Source organism: Virgibacillus aidingensis, assembly GCF_010994035.1.
Classification (GTDB): Bacteria; Bacillota; Bacilli; order Bacillales; family Amphibacillaceae; genus Virgibacillus_N.
Genome location: NZ_WIXN01000007.1, coordinates 146843 through 163225, shown reverse-complemented (window position 1 = coordinate 163225; position 16383 = coordinate 146843). Strand labels below are relative to the sequence as shown.

Annotated in this window: 14 protein-coding genes; 10 read left to right on the top strand and 4 right to left on the bottom strand. The window is 41.9% G+C overall.

Annotated elements, in window-relative coordinates; translation table 11 throughout:
• The first annotated feature begins 115 nt into the window (after nucleotides 1-115).
• Entirely contained in the window at nucleotides 116-1837 is a 1722-nt protein-coding gene (locus tag GHD25_RS08140; protein WP_205601344.1) for a sulfate adenylyltransferase, read from the top strand.
• A gap of 521 nt (nucleotides 1838-2358) precedes the next feature.
• Here GHD25_RS08140 and GHD25_RS08135 read toward each other — a convergent pair.
• Nucleotides 2359-3963 (bottom strand): long-chain fatty acid--CoA ligase, encoded by a 1605-nt coding sequence (locus GHD25_RS08135; RefSeq protein WP_164215887.1) that lies wholly within the window; start codon nucleotides 3961-3963, stop codon nucleotides 2359-2361.
• Between the two features lie 1009 nt (nucleotides 3964-4972).
• Between GHD25_RS08135 and GHD25_RS08130 the strand changes: the two genes are divergently transcribed.
• The 3 genes from GHD25_RS08130 to GHD25_RS08120 all read left to right on the top strand — a co-directional run bounded on the left by GHD25_RS08130 (nucleotide 4973) and on the right by GHD25_RS08120 (nucleotide 8041).
• Nucleotides 4973-5944: a Bug family tripartite tricarboxylate transporter substrate binding protein gene (locus GHD25_RS08130; protein WP_164215886.1), complete on the top strand. Its 972-nt coding sequence runs from the start codon at nucleotides 4973-4975 to the stop codon at nucleotides 5942-5944.
• 72 nt (nucleotides 5945-6016) lie between these two features.
• A complete protein-coding gene (locus tag GHD25_RS08125; protein ID WP_164215885.1) occupies nucleotides 6017-6499 on the top strand; it encodes a tripartite tricarboxylate transporter TctB family protein in 483 nt (160 codons plus the stop codon).
• A 24-nt stretch (nucleotides 6500-6523) separates the two neighbouring features.
• Nucleotides 6524-8041, top strand: coding sequence for a tripartite tricarboxylate transporter permease (locus tag GHD25_RS08120; RefSeq protein WP_164215884.1), 1518 nt, complete (start codon nucleotides 6524-6526; stop codon nucleotides 8039-8041).
• Nucleotides 8042-8578: 537 nt separating this feature from the next.
• On the opposite strand, the gene GHD25_RS08115 is transcribed toward GHD25_RS08120, so the two are convergent.
• Nucleotides 8579-9211: a putative periplasmic lipoprotein gene (locus GHD25_RS08115; RefSeq protein ID WP_164215883.1), complete on the bottom strand. Its 633-nt coding sequence runs from the start codon at nucleotides 9209-9211 to the stop codon at nucleotides 8579-8581.
• A gap of 94 nt (nucleotides 9212-9305) precedes the next feature.
• The gene (locus tag GHD25_RS08110; RefSeq protein ID WP_164215882.1) at nucleotides 9306-9530 is read right to left on the bottom strand and encodes a hypothetical protein; all 225 of its coding nucleotides are present in this window, start codon (nucleotides 9528-9530) and stop codon (nucleotides 9306-9308) included.
• 546 nt (nucleotides 9531-10076) lie between these two features.
• On the opposite strand from GHD25_RS08110, the gene GHD25_RS08105 reads away from it, so the two are divergent.
• The 3 genes from GHD25_RS08105 (at nucleotide 10077) to GHD25_RS08095 (ending at nucleotide 12581) form a co-directional block, all read left to right on the top strand.
• Complete coding sequence (locus GHD25_RS08105; protein ID WP_164215881.1) at nucleotides 10077-10898, top strand: transporter substrate-binding domain-containing protein; 822 nt, start codon at nucleotides 10077-10079, stop codon at nucleotides 10896-10898.
• A 281-nt stretch (nucleotides 10899-11179) separates the two neighbouring features.
• Nucleotides 11180-11848 (top strand): amino acid ABC transporter permease, encoded by a 669-nt coding sequence (locus GHD25_RS08100; protein ID WP_164215880.1) that lies wholly within the window; start codon nucleotides 11180-11182, stop codon nucleotides 11846-11848.
• Nucleotides 11841-12581 carry an amino acid ABC transporter ATP-binding protein gene (locus GHD25_RS08095; RefSeq protein ID WP_276207810.1) on the top strand — a complete coding sequence of 247 codons (741 nt, stop codon included), beginning with the start codon at nucleotides 11841-11843 and terminating at the stop codon, nucleotides 12579-12581. Before GHD25_RS08100 ends, GHD25_RS08095 begins: the two co-directional genes overlap by 8 nt.
• Before the next feature lie 230 nt (nucleotides 12582-12811).
• On the opposite strand, the gene GHD25_RS08090 is transcribed toward GHD25_RS08095, so the two are convergent.
• Nucleotides 12812-14464, bottom strand: coding sequence for a PucR family transcriptional regulator (locus GHD25_RS08090; RefSeq protein WP_276207809.1), 1653 nt, complete (start codon nucleotides 14462-14464; stop codon nucleotides 12812-12814).
• A 247-nt stretch (nucleotides 14465-14711) separates the two neighbouring features.
• Here GHD25_RS08090 and GHD25_RS08085 point away from each other — a divergent pair, with 247 nt between their 5' ends.
• Genes GHD25_RS08085 through GHD25_RS19930 form a run of 3 tightly spaced genes read left to right on the top strand, consistent with a single transcriptional unit; the run spans nucleotide 14712 to nucleotide 16344 of the window.
• Nucleotides 14712-16061: an aspartate aminotransferase family protein gene (locus GHD25_RS08085; RefSeq protein WP_164215878.1), complete on the top strand. Its 1350-nt coding sequence runs from the start codon at nucleotides 14712-14714 to the stop codon at nucleotides 16059-16061.
• A complete protein-coding gene (locus GHD25_RS20155) occupies nucleotides 16058-16210 on the top strand; it encodes a CoA-transferase (RefSeq protein ID WP_164215877.1) in 153 nt (50 codons plus the stop codon). The genes GHD25_RS08085 and GHD25_RS20155 overlap by 4 nt, the downstream gene beginning before the upstream one ends.
• An 11-nt stretch (nucleotides 16211-16221) precedes the next feature.
• Nucleotides 16222-16344 carry a hypothetical protein gene (locus GHD25_RS19930; protein WP_276207808.1) on the top strand — a complete coding sequence of 41 codons (123 nt, stop codon included), beginning with the start codon at nucleotides 16222-16224 and terminating at the stop codon, nucleotides 16342-16344.
• Nucleotides 16345-16383: the final 39 nt, after the last annotated feature.

The window sequence follows — 16383 nt, the reverse complement described above, 5'->3', positions numbered from 1 at the left end:
AACAGTTAAACATTCAGCATTCTAACGGTTTTTTATATGATGCTTTGCATTTTATGTTGCTGCAGATGTTTGACAAGGTTAAATTAAATTTTTGGGGAATGGGGAGGAGATTTCTGTGAGTCAAGAAATATTGATGCCGGATGAGAAAAAATTTGCAACTTACCCGCAGCAGCCGCATGGCGGGAAATTAGTCAATCGGGTGCTGACAGGGCAGGAACGGGAGGATGCGCTTGCCCGTGCGAAGCAGCTGCCGATGATTATGGTGGATATGGAAGCAATCATTACACTGGAGATGATTGGAACCGGTGTGCTGTCCCCAAATGAAGGGTTTATGGATGAGGAAAATTATAAATCCGTACTGACCGAGGGGCGGTTGAAAAATGGTGTCGTATGGCCGGTGCCGCTCAGTTTTGCACCAATTGGCGAGCGCAACAAACAAATCATTGACACCTTATCTGTCGGGGATGAAGTCGTGCTTACCGATGGAGAGAAAGAGCCATATGCCATTTTGAAACTGAATGATATTTTTCATTATGACCGGGAGTTTCGTGCAAAACATTTATTCGGCACGACGGACCGCAATCACCCGGGTGTGGACTCCATATACCGGAGAATGGGCGATACAGCTTTGGGCGGTCCGATTCAACTGCTGAACAGAGCGAATTGGGGGCCGTTTGAGAGCATTCGGATGGAACCTAAGGATACATGGGATTTATTTTATGAGAAAAAGAAATTTAAATCTGTCGGCGGTTTTATTACAGGCGCAAACCCATTGCACCGCGGGCATGAGTATATACACCGGAACGCATTGGAGGAAATGGATGCATTATTCGTGCAGCCGCTGGTAGAAATGGCAAAGCGCGAATATACGCGCCATGAGTTCCGTGTGCTTTCCTACCGGAGTGTGATGGATACGTATTATCCAAAAGAAAGGGCCGTGCTTGCACCGCTGCGTGTAACATATATTTTTGCCGGACCCCGGGAAGCTGTACTCCACGCACTTATCATGAAAAATTACGGATGTACCCATGCGTTGATCGGCAGAGACCATGCGGGGATTGGCGATTATTATGATAAATACGCAAGCCACACGGTGTTTGATGAGTATACGCCGGAGGAACTGCAAATTGATATCCGGCTGTTCCATGAAGTGTTTTATTGCACGCGCTGTGACCACCCGGCAACAGAGCAAACCTGTCCTCACGGGAAACAGTATCGGATTAATATTTCCGGTACGGGGATAAGGGAATTGCTCCGATATGGCGTGTTGCCGCCAAAGGAAATTGTCCGTCCGGAGTCAGCACGGATTGCCATGCAGGGCATACAGCCAAAGGGTATGGATGAGAATGCGCAGGCAATCAATCCGGTAGGAAAAACGATCAAAAGCATTTTCCCGTATTATTTGCATTATAAGCGGCTGGGCGGTCCGGAACGGAAAGAACCGCTCAAACCGGAAGATTTAACAATAGAAGATTTAGAAACAGTGATCATGGATGTACGTGCCAATGCCGATAAGGTCTATGGTGATATTTTTGGAGAGTTCAGCTATCTGACCGACATGCTTCGCTCTGTCCAGCCGGATTGGGTGGCAGATACCCGTGAATCTATCCGGAAACAGCAGGAAATGGTTGTGGAGTATTTGGAGGCAAAGGTGGAGCAGGCACCGGAACAGGCATCAGATGAATTCATGTACCAGGACAGGGAAGAAGCGGAACGTGAACTGAAAGTAGCCCAAAAAATAGCCGCCGATATCCCAACCGCCATGCGCAAAGAAGAAATGGCCTACAGAACCTGGAACCCGCTGCCATATAAACGATATCGCAGCGGAGATGAATAGGGACAAGGGGACATAGGGACAAGGGGACAGGTTTCCTGTCCCTTTTAGTAAAAAATTGGTATACTTAATTAAGTTGGGAAAGTGGTTGAAAGGGACAGAGGAGTACAACCCCTTTATAAATAACTCCCCTTGTTGGAAATTGTATGATTGCCGGATGCCCACCGTAAAATATGCGGGCAGCTGGTTTTATCGGTCCGGTTTTGAGAGTCCTGGAGAGATTGGCGGGTCTAATGGCTCCAATCGGCTTTTATGCCAGAAATATGCCAGTATGATCACCGGCTGGTTTGATCAGAAAATGATTTGATGTCCAATATATGGAAGAAAGGGTACGCTCATATTATGATGAGTTGTACCCTTTATTGCTGTAACTGTGCCCTTGCTACTAACAGCCGCACATCCAAATTATTCGATAGAGTCCGCTCTTTTTCGGGGAGTGACAAGCCCTTACGATGGGACGAGCATTCAGCGCAGTCCCAGATCTTTACGGTGGGACGAGCATTCAGCGCAGTCCCAGGCACCTTTTAAACCATCTCCCGGACCTGGTCCCGCAACGTCCGCTTTAAGAATTTACCAACACTGGTTTTGGGGATTTCCTCCATGAAAATCACATCATCCGGCACCCACCATTTTACAAATTTTGCTTCCAAGTACGCCAGGATCTCCTCTTTGGAAAGTTCAACACCCTCATGCAATACGACACAGGCGACAGGCCGCTCCTGCCATTTCGGATCGGGCATGGAAACAACCGCTGCTTCGAAAATGCCTTCATGGCCCATGAGGGCATTTTCCAGTTCTACAGAAGAAATCCATTCTCCGCCGCTTTTGATCAGATCTTTGGTACGGTCGACAATTTCCACATTTCCTTCCTCATCAATGGTGACCACATCCCCGGTATGGAGCCATCCATCACGGAAGGTTTCTACGCTTTTATCCGGATCGCGGTAATATTCGTCTGCGATCCATGGCCCGCGGATGAGCAGTTCACCCATATCTTCCCCGTCATGTTTAATTTCTCCGCTGTCATTAATCGCTTTGATATCCAGCCCGGGAACAACCAGTCCCTGTTTTTTCCGGATAGAAAGCCTGTCATCTTCCGGCAAGTCACTCTGATAGCTTTTTAGCCGGGCCAAAGTGACAAGAGGCGTTGTTTCTGTCATGCCGTATGCATGAATAAATGGAATGCCATGTTTTAATTCAAAGGCACGGATCAGTCCTTCCGGTGCGGCAGAACCTCCACAAAGGATAGCTCTTATGCTCGACAGGTCGTAATTATTTGTTTCAATCTCTTTGAGTAATCCGAGCCAAATCGTCGGGACTCCTGCTGATGTAGTCACTTTATATGTTTCTATCAGTTCGGCCAGTATTTTTGGAGCAGCATATGGACCCGGCAGAACCTGTGTTGCTCCGAACCATGTTGCACTAAACGGAACACCCCATGCATTTGCATGAAACATTGGAACGACAGGCATAGATACATCAGACTCTGATAATGCTGCTGTATCAGCAAGCCCGAGGCTCATGCTATGGAGTGCGATTCCCCTGTGAGAGTAGACCACCCCTTTAGGTTTTCCGGTGGTTGCAGAAGTGTAGCACATGCCTGCTGGATCATTTTCATCAATTTGGGCGGTATATTCATAAGTTTTATCCCCTTCTGCAACCAGATGTTCGTAAGCATAGAGCGGATCAAGTGATGATTCAGGAACGTAAAAGTCTTCCCCCATTACAATAAATGCTTTTACGGCAGGAATCTGATCGGCTATTTTCTCAATCAACGGCAAAAGATCCGGATCCACAAGCAGCACTTTATCTTCGGCATGATTAATAATATGGATGAGGTGCTCTGCAGGAAGCCGGATATTTATCGTGTGCAGTACTGCTCCCATGGATGGTATGGCAAAATATGCTTCCAAATGGCGGTGGTGGTTCCAGGCAAGTGTCCCGACCCGATCCCCTTGCTCAACTCCCAGTTCTTCCAATGCACTGGATAAAGCCCGCACTCTCTTCCCAATATCTTTATAGGTTAGTTCATGAATGCCTCCCTGTGTTCTGGAAATCACCTTCTTTTTGGAAAAATATTTTTCAGCCCTTTCAATCATCGATGTAATGGTTAATGGAGTGTTCATCATGGTCATCATCTCCTTCTAAATTTTCAGGTAAATCTTTTGTATGCATGCAATGCTGGGAAAGTAATACTTAATTAACCGGAATTTTATACTATATTGAAATAAAGGTTGGCTTCCTCAAAATATAAGAATAAACAGAATTACATATTACCTGTCTCATGGTTTTAGATTGGAGTCCAAGTTAGTTTTAAAATTCCTGATTACTGGATTACATGGATCCAGTAAAAGAAGTTTACTTTATATTTTTAGAAAGCGCTTACAATTACCTCCTTTCTTTAAAATTAGAAACTATATTGTGTTAAATTGTATAGTACTTTCAACCTAATTGTCAATCTATATCCATTATTCTGTAAACTATTAATTGAAAAGATGATTTCTTTTGTAAACAGTGCTGGGAATAAAAGTATGAATATAAAGATTCTGCAGATCCGGCAAACGTTAGTCTACAACTCTTATTCCAGCCATCAGTTTAAAGTAAAGGTGGAGGAGCAGAATACACGGAAGCACCTGGAATTTCTCAAATAAAAAAACTTCTGGCAGTAAAGATCTGAAGATGGTGAATCGATAAGAATAATGCTGTCCAGCAGGCGAAACTGGAAGAAGGATAAGATTAAGAGAAAGAGACAATCAAAATAAAGTAGAGGTTTTTAATGAGAGAAAATGCCACTTTTGTACACTGTTTTTTAATTTTTATACAGTTTTTGAATGCTGGCATAATCAACCGGAAATACTAAGCATTAACTACTATTCTTAGATTTACGAAAATATCTTTAGGAATTACCGAGTCAGCCCCCACATAAATATGTGAATGCGTTTTCAAACATAAAGAATGCAATTTTTTATTAATACTAGACAAAATGAAATAATTATTTAAAAATACTGATTGACCGAAAGTGAAAGGTGAGTTATAATATCATAAATTATTAATTTACTTTTGTGCGATAAAGTATTAAATAAGAAAGCCGAGAAAATGGCTAGATTAGAGGGCCAAGCCCTATTGAAGGAGGAGCTTATGAGAAATAAGACGAGACAGGCAGTTATCGGATTATTTATTTTTACTTCTTTATTGCTGTTCCTTGCAGCATGCGGAGATGATGATTCTGCTGAAAATTTTCCGAACCGTGAGATAGAAATGACAATTCCGTGGGATCCGGGCGGCGGCAGTGACCTGGAAGGCCGGGTTGTTACCGATTATGTTTCAGAAGTTATAGGGGAAGATATGGTTGTGGTGAATGTGCCTGGTGTTGGTGGTACGATTGGTGCGGAGGAATTATCGCAAAAAGATGCGAATGGATACCATATTGGCCAAATACATGATGGACACCTTGTAGCTTATCATTCCGGTATTACAGATATTAATTATGATGATTTCGAACCGATTGGCTCCATGACAACTTCTTATCAGATCATCGCTGTTTCATCTGATACAGGGATAACCTCTTTAGAAGAGTTTGTGGAATATGGTCAGGAAAATGAAATTAATTTTGGCGGAACGGTTAGTGGTATACCAAGAGTTTGGCTGGAACAAGTCGGTCAGGAGCTGGATATTCAGTACAATCTGGTCGGCTATGAAGGACTAGGAGAAGCGATTCAAGCTTTAGCCGGCGGACACGTGGAAGCCGTCATTGTCGATTACCCTTCATCCATTGAATTTGTGGAAGCCGGACATATGAATTACATTGCCGTGGGGACAGAAGAGCGCTTGGACTTTTTGCCTGATGTGCCGACGTTTTTGGAAGCCGGCTATGACATTACATTTGGACTGAATCGCGGCTATGTGGCACCTGCAGGAACCGACCCTGAAATCATTCAGGTGTTAAGTGAAAAATTTGAGGAAGCAGCACAGAATGAGGAATTTATTGAAGAAGTGAATTCCCTGGGCGTTGGGGTAAACTTTATGAACGCTGAAGAATACGCTCAATATCTGGATGAACAAAACAAAGTCATAGAACAAACGATAAACGAACTTGATATAGAAGAATAGGTGTTACAGGTGAAGGGGCGGCTAAAATTATCGCCCCTGTCCTTTATTATTGCGTGAATTGGGGAGGTCATCATGGGTGAAATAGTAATCGGGATTTTTTTAATCCTGCTGAGTGTACTCATATATTTTAATTCGGGAGATTTTCCACAACTGAACGAGACCCATTTGGATCCGGGATCATATCCGAAACTGATTGCTGCATTATTATTTTCACTATCGCTGATCTTGATTATTAAACAGACAGTGACATTAGTGAAAGCAAAAGAATTCGGATTTAAAGATGGTTTTAAGAATTTTATGCTAAAACAATGGCATGAATACAAATTGGTTATCTACATGCTCGTCGTGCTTGGATTATATATTTTCTTATTAAACATACTTGGGTTTATCGTTTCCACTATAATTTTCATCATAGCAGCTGGTTTGCTGATTGGCCCTATAAAGAAAAAGAATGTCATCACCATCAGTATTGTCTCTTTTGTCATGACAGTTGGGGTGTATTTCTTTTTTGAAAATGTTTTATACGTCAGATTTCCAAATGGTATTTTCTTTTAGTTTTTTTATAAAGGGATGGTGAACATGGCGGATTTATTTTTACTTGGTGTAAGCGAAATTTTTCAAATAGATATGTTAATTGTTATATTATTAGGCGTTGTTGCCGGTATTCTCGCAGGGCTGATCCCGGGTTTTACTGTAACGATGGCTATTGTGCTTACACTCCCATTGACATTCGGAATGGAGCCGATTATGGGTGTAGCAGCAATGGTGGCTGTTACGGTCGGGGGGATGTCCGGGGGTCTGATTACAGCAGCACTGCTGGGAATCCCCGGGACTCCTTCCGCGGTAGCAACTACATTTGATGGATACCCGATGTCACGGAAAGGGCAGCCGGGAAAAGCGTTATCTCTTGGGATTTGGGCTTCCTTTCTCAGTTCAATTATTAGTCTTGTTGTACTTATTGCCATTGCACCTCAGGTAGCCAATTTTGCTTTGCAATTTGGACCATGGGAAATGTTTTCTTTAATTGTCGCTGCGTTAACGATTATTGCGAGTGTGACAGGGGAATCCATTTTAAAAGGACTGATTGCCGGATTATTTGGTCTCCTGATTGCTACAGTCGGTGCAGATCCGATTGCCGGCATTACCCGCTTTACTTTTGATGTGGATGTACTCCGTGCAGGGATTCCATTTCTTGTTGTACTAATTGGCATGTTTGCCATTTCAAGGTTAATGAATTCTGTGGAGCGGACTGAACTGGTCAGTGATATTCAACAAAAACAGGAAGATAAAATGAAAAGTATGAAATTTGTGCTAAAGCCCAAAGAGACGTTTATGTCCATTATAAAGAAACCGGTTAACCTGATCCGTTCATCAGCCATTGGATCAATTATTGGAGCGATCCCGGGTGCTGGCGGCAGTATTGCAAATATCATTGCCTATGACCAGGCAAAAAAGTGGTCGAAGGAATCTGAAAAGTTTGGAACAGGACATGATGAGGGGGTAGTGGCTTCCGAAGCCGGAAACAACTCCACCGTGGGCGGCGACTTAATTCCAACGATTGCCTTGGGAATTCCCGGTTCAGCGGTAACTGCAGTTTTGTTATCGGCCCTGATGGTGCACGGCATAAATCCGGGACCACTGCTGATTACGAATGAGCCAAATATTGTCGGCGGTATTTTCATTGCATTTTTGGTTGCATCCTTTTTCATGCTTATTACACAATTTTTGGGTATCCGGTTGTTTGTCCGAGTCACGGAGGTACCAACGCAAATTTTATTTCCGCTGATCATGGTGCTTTGTGTAACAGGTACCTTTGTTTTAAATAACCGCATTACGGATATTTATCTGTTATTTGTAATAGGAATTATAGGTTATTTGTTTACAAAATATAAATTCGCTTTAGCGCCGATCATCATTGGTGTAATACTGGGCCCGATTGCCGAAGTAAATTTACGTCGGGCATTTATGGCAGATCCGGATTGGACGCTGTTCTTTTCCCGGCCGATTTCGCTTGTGTTTTTAATTCTGGCTGTGCTGTCGATCGCATTTACGATCTGGCAGTCCAGGAGAGTGAAACACAGAAAGGCACAGGGCTAAACCTGTGAAAAGGTTTATTGAATAAGTATTAATGGGGTCCCTGATGTATTACAGAAGTCAATTAGGAAAAAATCAGGGGTCCCCCCTTATAAAAGTTATGCAGTCATAGCATAGGTGACTTAATTTTTAAATTGAAACTGGGGCGGACGGTTACGGTGAGTTGTCAGTCAATTTAGAAATAGGGGGCTGCCTACTGGCACCAATTCCCCATTCTCATTAAACTCCAGCCCATCAACCGTCGCACTCTCTGTCTTATGCCTCTTTGTTGTCACAGTCCCCACATAATAACTCTAAATAATCCCAGTTCAAAGATATTTTTGGATCAGTATAGTTTGCAAGAGTTAAATAAATTGTATGATGGGCTATGTTGCCTGGAGATTCACACCTCTCGTCCGTGCATGTGATTGTAGTATCCATTCCTGCAGGCACGCCATTCTTTTGTTTGATAGAAGCCTGTGTCACTTACCTGTTGACTTATGTTTATCACCATTAAAAAAGACACCTACTTTTAAGTAGTGTCTTAATGTTGGTGTTATTTTATTCCACTTCTTCTATGTCCCCATCAGGATATACGGCATAGCTCTTTAGAAATACCCCACTTGCCAGGGTTGATGCATCGTGTTCTTCACCGTCTTCGTATTCATACACATCTAGATACAAAAGGCCATCTAGATTGTTAAGCATCGTAGTTGTATTATAATTAAAATTAATAATAAAATGTACCTCATCTTCATTCATGTGTAATTCTTCATAAGACAATGCATATTCTTCCATGTCCACATTTTCGGATATGGTTATATATCTCCAATTCCCAGTGTTGTCGTTTCTTACCTCTGAAGGACTGCTGTCAGTTAGCTCAGTGAAGTCTTTATTGCTATTGCCTACTATGTTATTCATATTTTTCACATCATCCCAAGAGGTTTCTTCTTCAACCGGCTCTTCTGATTCTTCTTCAGTTGCAGCTTCTTTTGTTGTTTCTTCAGTTGTTTTTTCCTCTTCTTGAGTTTCTTCTTCAACTTCTTCTTCAACTTCTTCTTCAGTTTCTTTTTCAACTTCTTCTTCAATTTCCTGTTCAGGCTCTTTTTCTGTAACTGCTTCAGTATCTTCTTCATCGGATCCGCAAGCTGCTAAAAATAAGACAGCTAAAAACAGGATGAAAAGCTTTTTCATCATTATTCCCCCTATACCTATGTATAGGTTTATTATGATTCAATTGGAAGGTTTATGCAATACTAAAAATAGACACTGTTCTGGTCATTACTTATCATGACCTAATGTAGACGTTCCTTCTAGGTTTAACGGGCAATTGTCTCGGAGAAGACATATTCTTATTCTGCTGCTCTTCAAGTTCTTTCAATGCAGTAGTAGCTTTCCTTGCTTCGTGTTGTACTGCTTTTAATACTTTGAGTGCATCGGAAACGTCAGCAATAAATATCACTGTACCAGCACTTATTGTTTTCTTACCTTCGCTCGACTTATTGTCAGTCATGATCAGCACTCCTTTTATAAATAAAAAGACACCTGCAATTTAGCTCTGCAAAACTTGGATTGCACCTGAAGCAATTACCGCTCTTATAAAATTTCATTTAAAATTTCTTTTATACATTTCGTACAAAAAAACCAGCTGCAATATAATAAATTGGATAATGAAAAGCAGCCCTGGTACTGGTAAAATGTTTATTAAGTTTCGGAATAAAGGGAATTTTTTATATGGAACATTGACACGTACACTTGCTTTATGTATAGTTATCTTAATATTCCTAATCAAAGTAATAATTGTACTGGAGTTATTGCCGGACAGCTTGCTTTACGGTAAAAAGATCAGCAGGGAACAGAAGTTTAACGACTTAGTCACTTTATGATGGTTTAAACACAAATATTGTAAGCGTTTTAACACGCTGTTTATGTGAGGACTGCTCGGCGGGCAGCACCATTTAACAGGAGGTGTTTTTTCCTTTCCATACTTAATGTAAATTGGTCTGTTCCACTAAGGAATATGTATACATTTTTAAATATGTAAAAAGGGGTTAATAACATGGCTAAAAGAAAACGATTTTATTTCCCGATCACTATTATTTTTTTAATTATATTAACAGCCTGTGGTGGCGGTGAAGAGGCATCCACCGATGCAGAAACAGGGGATGCTGCCACGGTAACTACAACGGAAGAAGGAAAATTGACTTTTGGTTCCAGCGGGTTATACAAGCCATTTAACTATGAAGAATTGGACGGTGAAATGGCCGGGTTTGAAGTGGATCTCGGAAATGCGATTGCCGAGGAAATGGGACTGGAGCCGAACCCGGTTTTTACCCAGGATTTTGGAGCGCTGATTGAAGAGGTGAATAGTGACCGCCTTGATGTCATTATGGGCAGTTTGACGATTACGGAAGAACGGGCAGAAGCAGTTGATTTTTCAGAACCTTATTATGTATCCGGCGGGGTTATATTTGTTCATGAAGATACGGATGATATTGAAAGCATGGATGACCTAGTCGGCAGGAATGTCGGTGTGATCACAGCAAGTACTTATGAAGATCTGGTGCTTGAATACATTGATGAAGACAATCTGGCAACCTATCAAAGCGATAACGTAGCCATTACGGATTTGGCGGCCGGGACAGATAGACTGGATGCGGTCATGACGGATAAGTTTGTCGGACTTCTGCAAATCGAGGAGCAGGATCTTCCTGTAAAAGCCGTAGGTGACCGGGTTTTTGATGAACATATTGGGGCCGCGGTAAGGAAAGGAAATCAGGAATTACTGGATGAAATAAACCGGGCGCTGGAAGTAGTCATCGAAAATGGGACATATGATGAAATCAGCCAAAAATGGTTCGGGGAAAACATTCTGGAATAATACAGGCGGAGGCTGAGACAAAAGTATTTTTATCAAGGTAAAATCCGAACAATAATAATCAGCACCTATAACCCGCTCCGGAAATATACTTCGCTTTCCGCGGGGGAGTGGTGAGCCTCCTCGGGCTGACGCCCTGTGGGGTCTCACCGATCTCCTGCTTCCCGCAGGAGTCTACGTATATTTCCTCCGCTAATTTAGTTCATCGTTCGTATTTAGAATAAATTACTTTAGTTATGTCCCAGCCCTTTCTATTTCAACAACGGCTTCAGGGAGGTTTGTTCATGTCCTTTTGGGAATTGTTTACAGAAACATTGCCAGGATATTATGACGCTATATTTGCAACGATACAAATTACATTGCTGGGGATTGTCATTGGCGTGATTATCGGCTTAATATTTGCCTTTATGAAAGTTTCCAAGTATAAAATATTAATATTTATTGCGGATTTATATATTAATATTATTCGCGGCACACCACTGGTTGTACAGATTTTCGTCTTATACTTTGGTCTGGTGCAATTTATTGATCTCGGGAGGTTTTTATCCGGCGGGATTGCTTTGGGTGTACATAATGGTGCTTATATTGCGGAAATTTTCAGGGGTTCCATCCAGTCGGTGGATCGCGGCCAGTCCGAAGCAGCACGGAGCCTTGGCATGAATTATACCCTGTCCATGCGCAGAATTGTGCTGCCTCAGGCATTAAGACGTGCTATCCCGCCACTTGGCAATCAATTTATCATTGCCCTGAAAGATTCTTCTCTCGTAGCGTTTATCGGGTTTCAGGAACTGTTCAACCGGGCGCAAAGAATTCAATCATCTACAGGTATGGCGATGGAATCGTATGTCATTGTCGGAATATATTATTTAGTTCTTGTGCTCATATTAACCTTTATTGTCAACCGGGTGGAACGCTATTTAGCCAGAAGTGAAAGAGGTGTGAAACATGAGTAATACAAAAAAGATGATTGAGGTGAAAAAGTTAAACAAGTATTTCGGCAAGCTGCATGTACTGAAAGATGTGGATCTGGAAGTGCATGAAAGTGAAGTGGTCTGCCTGATCGGGGCGAGCGGCTCTGGCAAAAGCACATTACTGCGGTGCCTGAATTTCCTGGAAATGAAGCAGAGCGGACAGATTTCACTGGAAGGAAAAGAGATTGATGTAAAACAGGATGATTTGAATAAAATCCGCACCCGTACCGGGATGGTGTTTCAGCATTTTAATCTGTTTCCGCATATGACTGTAATGGAAAATGTCATTGAAGCACCTGTGTATGTAAAAAAACTAAAGAAAGAAGAAGCTGTCAAGCTGGGAAAGGAGTATCTGGAAAAGGTGGGAATGTCTGACAAAGTACATGTTTATCCAAATACATTATCCGGCGGTCAGCAGCAGCGGGTAGCAATCGCAAGGGCGCTTGCCATGAAGCCGAAGATTATGTTGTTTGATGAACCGACATCAGGGCTTGATCCCGAACTTGTGGGAGAGGTGCTCGGTGTCATGAAGGAGCTTGCTGAAGAAGGAATGACGATGGTGATCGTTACGCACGAAATGGGGTTTGCCCGTGAAGTGGCCGACCGTGTCGCCTTTCTGGATAAAGGAAAAATTGCAGAAGTCGGACCTCCTGAGCAAATATTTGATCAGGCAAAAGAGGAAAGAACGAAGGAGTTTTTGAGTAAAGTGTTGTGAAAAAAGCGGCTGGGACAAAACAATTTTAGAAAACAGAAACCCGCACATCCTTATACACTAAGCTTAAAACCCGCTCCGGAAGTATACTCCGCTTTCGCCATGGTGACTCGTCTTTAACGGTCTTACCGATGCCTTTGCTCTCAATGGAGTCTATGTATATTTCCGGAGCTAATATGATAGATTGTTTGTCTTTTCTATTTTTACCCAGCGTTCTGTCTCAGCCTCCCCCATCATGTTAATATTTCATCCAATTTATACGCCATCACACTTAATTCCAGCTTCAGTCGATCGTCAGCTGATTTAAGATTTAGCCCTGTTTTCGCTTCGATCTGATTGAGCCTGTATCTTAATGTATGACGATGAATAAATAATTCCTCCGCCGTCTGCCGGATGCTCTGATTATTTTTAAAATACATCTCCATGGTTTCTATTAAATCAATTTCTTTCGCGGATTGCCTCAACAGCCCGTTCATACTGCTTTCATACATGGATTGTAAATGTATTCCGTTTCTTTTCATTTCCAAAAGCAAGTCATACATGCCAAGATCCCCATAATGTACCACCTGTGATGCGGGGCTGATTAAATCGCTTAATTCAATGGCATATTGTGCCTCATTTGCACTTTTTCCCAACAGCTCTATTTGGTTATAGTCTTTCCCAATCCCGACTATCATATCGACCTCGGGGAAATGATATTTCCATTCTTTGTGCAATTCCTCAGCCAGGGAAATACAATGCCTGTATTTATTTTTCTTTGTTTCGCCGGCCACATTGGTTAAAAAAATAAGCGAATGAAATTTCCTTTGTATGATATGCTGCTTATTTTTTTGGGTGAGCATTTGTTCCGTAATATAGTAGAGTCTGTCCATTATCTTTGTATTCATTTTCTCGGATTGTTTACATGTTACGTGAAATACAGTCTGATTTACAGAAAGATCATAATTGAGCTTTCGTGCACGTTCCTTAATGATATTTTCATTCCCATAATTTTGATGGAAAATATCATCGAGAAAATTACTCTGAATGCGTAACCGTGTTTCTTCAATGGCGGCTTGTTTCAAAAATTCCATTGCATAAATGGATGTTGCCCGCTCCATGGCAATGTCGTCCAATTTTTGCCACGCAGCTTTTGGCTTGATCATCACAATCCAGCCAAAGCTGGTTCGCTTGGCAAGAATGGGATGAATCGTAATGACGTAATTGTCCAGGGAAAAAAGGGTTTTTGTTTCTGTCTTTACGCTCAAGTTTAAATAATTGGTTAGATCGGATTCATGCTGATTGATGGTGATCCTGCTGGAGGAAATTACAACGTTGTTTTGCTGCACATCGTTGGCATGAATGATATCATGATGGGCATTGAAGATAACTGTTTCAGAAGCAGTCAATTGCCCCAGTCGCTCCGTAACCTCCTGCAGGCTTTGGTCATTTAAAATTAAATCAGTCAATTCCCGATGAATTTTTTCCGACTGTTCCAGTAAATACATTTGATTATTCACGATTTGCTCGAGGATCGCTTTTGTTATTTCGGAAAAATTAATGTCTGTTGGAATTTCGATTATTGGCAAATCACCCGCATCTGCAAGTTCTATAAAACTTTGAGGGATTTTCTCCATATAGAAGCTTGTATAAATGGCAACGCCCGAGAGAAAATTTGATTTCAGCAGGTCATGGAAAACATCCATTCTATCTTCATCTTCCAGCAATTTAAACCCTGTTGTAATTAAAAATTCCCCTTTTTGCAGTCTTTGAATATCTTCAAGCACTTCTACAATGGTTACCCATTTTATTTGATTGTCAAGCCCGTGCTGTCCGGCCGCTAACTTGGTATTCTTCATGATTGGCAGCTGCAGAGCGCTTCTTACTGTAATCGCTATTTTTCTCACTCCCTCAAAGGATATGTGTAAAGAACATAATGCAATGTGGAAGGCAATCCCTTAAATTTACCGGTTTCTATCCCTGTGTATTCTGACCCGTGCAAAAGCTGCGTAAGTTCCTTATACATCTTGTATAAAAATCAGATCGCTTTTTTGAAAGTTCGTCGAATAGATACGGAAGCTGTATTTGCTATAATTTTATTATACAGAAATTTTTAATAATAATACATAGCAAGTTGAGATTGGAGGGGGTTAAATGAGTGATTCATATTTAATCAAACCTGTGTTGAACCGGGAATATCCTGTGGTTACCCATGGCAAAGGAATTTATTTATACGATACAAAGGGCAAAGAATATATTGACGGATCATCCGGTGCAGTAACAGCAAGCATTGGACATAGTGTAAAGGAAATAACAGAGGCAATGAAGGAGCAGGCAGATAAGGTTTCATTTGTCTACCGTTCTCAATTTTCCACGGAGGCAGCGGAAAAACTGGCAAAAAAATTGAAAGAACTGTCACCGGGAGAGTTAAATTGGTCTTTTTTCGTAAATAGCGGTTCGGAAGCAACAGAAACTGCCATGAAAATTGCCATCCAGTACTGGCAGGAGAAAAGGCAGCATGAGAAAACCAAAATCATATCCCGCTGGATGAGCTATCATGGCATTACAATGGGTGCTTTATCCATGTCCGGTCATCTTTCCCGCAGAGAGCGTTTTGAAATGACCCTGCAAAAATATCCTGCTATTTCAGCACCTTACTATTACCGGGATGCAAATGGCAAAACAATAGAACAATGTGATGAAGCCTATGCTGCAGAATTAGAGAAAGAGATTCTGAAGATCGGAGCGGACCGCATCGCAGCTTTTATTGCTGAACCAATTATTGGCGCTGCAGGAGGTGCAATAACACCGTCGGCAACCTATTTTCAAAAAATGAAATTATTATGCGACAAATATAATATTTTATTTATCGCCGATGAAGTTATGACGGGTGCCGGAAGAACCGGAAAAATGTTTGCGATGGAGCATTTTCGTGTTGTGCCGGATATCATGGCGACAGGTAAAGGACTGAGTGCCGGATACACGCCCATTGCTGCAACGGTTGTGAGCGACAGGGTAATGGATCCCATTTTAAACGGTTCAAATTCAATTATGAGCGGGCATACGTTTAGCGCCAATCCGCAATCCGCTGCAGTCGCTGTTGCCGTATTAAATTATATTGAAAAAAATAAACTCGTGGAAAATGCTGCCCAAAAGGGCTCGTATTTACGGGAGAAGCTGGAAAGAATTGCCGAAGCAAGTGAGATTATTGGCGATGTGCGGGGGAAAGGATTACTTATTGGTATAGAATTTGTAAAGAACAAACGATCAAAACAGCCATTTCCAAGGAAGGTTAATCTTGTGAATAAAGTGGTTAATGCAAATTTTGCAGAAGGACTGCTCGTGTATCCGGCAAATGCGGGTAAACGCGGTATAGATGGAGACGCGGTCATCATTGCTCCGCCGCTTACCATAACAAAGGGGGAGGCAGATGAATTGATTCGCCGCTTTAAACGGGGCCTGGATAAAACGGAAAAGGCCTTGGCAGGGGAGGTTATTTTATGATAAAAGTCCTGCGTATAGCGGAGACAATCCACTATATAAAAAGCGGTTCCTCATTAATGTACGGGGGATTTGGAGGGATTGGAAATCCGCCTGAATTAATCAAAAAAAGTGTACCTTGCCGCTTACTGCAAAACAGTGTGTTGATTTAATCATCACAGATATGGCAGTAATAGAGATATCAGCAGAAGGGCTGCTTCTGACAGAACTGCTGAATGTTTACACTGCAGAGGAAGTAATAGAAGCAACAGGTGCAGCGCTATCTGTTGCTGAAAATGTGAAGTAGAAACATAAAATACCTTTGTAATTGTATAAATTATTTCGT

Excerpts from the sequence above, each read along its gene's own strand:
- GHD25_RS08100 (WP_164215880.1), top strand. The coding sequence starts at position 11,180 with ATGTCCTTTTGGGAATTGTTTACAGAAACATTGCCAGGATATTATGAC.
- GHD25_RS19930 (WP_276207808.1), top strand. The coding sequence starts at position 16,222 with ATGGCAGTAATAGAGATATCAGCAGAAGGGCTGCTTCTGACAGAACTG.
- GHD25_RS08085 (WP_164215878.1), top strand. The coding sequence starts at position 14,712 with ATGAGTGATTCATATTTAATCAAACCTGTGTTGAACCGGGAATATCCT.
- GHD25_RS20155 (WP_164215877.1), top strand. The coding sequence starts at position 16,058 with ATGATAAAAGTCCTGCGTATAGCGGAGACAATCCACTATATAAAAAGC.
- GHD25_RS08110 (WP_164215882.1), bottom strand. The coding sequence starts at position 9,530 with ATGACTGACAATAAGTCGAGCGAAGGTAAGAAAACAATAAGTGCTGGT.
- GHD25_RS08095 (WP_276207810.1), top strand. The coding sequence starts at position 11,841 with ATGAGTAATACAAAAAAGATGATTGAGGTGAAAAAGTTAAACAAGTAT.
- GHD25_RS08115 (WP_164215883.1), bottom strand. The coding sequence starts at position 9,211 with ATGAAAAAGCTTTTCATCCTGTTTTTAGCTGTCTTATTTTTAGCAGCT.
- GHD25_RS08135 (WP_164215887.1), bottom strand. The coding sequence starts at position 3,963 with ATGATGAACACTCCATTAACCATTACATCGATGATTGAAAGGGCTGAA.
- GHD25_RS08130 (WP_164215886.1), top strand. The coding sequence starts at position 4,973 with ATGAGAAATAAGACGAGACAGGCAGTTATCGGATTATTTATTTTTACT.
- GHD25_RS08125 (WP_164215885.1), top strand. The coding sequence starts at position 6,017 with ATGGGTGAAATAGTAATCGGGATTTTTTTAATCCTGCTGAGTGTACTC.
- GHD25_RS08120 (WP_164215884.1), top strand. The coding sequence starts at position 6,524 with ATGGCGGATTTATTTTTACTTGGTGTAAGCGAAATTTTTCAAATAGAT.
- GHD25_RS08105 (WP_164215881.1), top strand. The coding sequence starts at position 10,077 with ATGGCTAAAAGAAAACGATTTTATTTCCCGATCACTATTATTTTTTTA.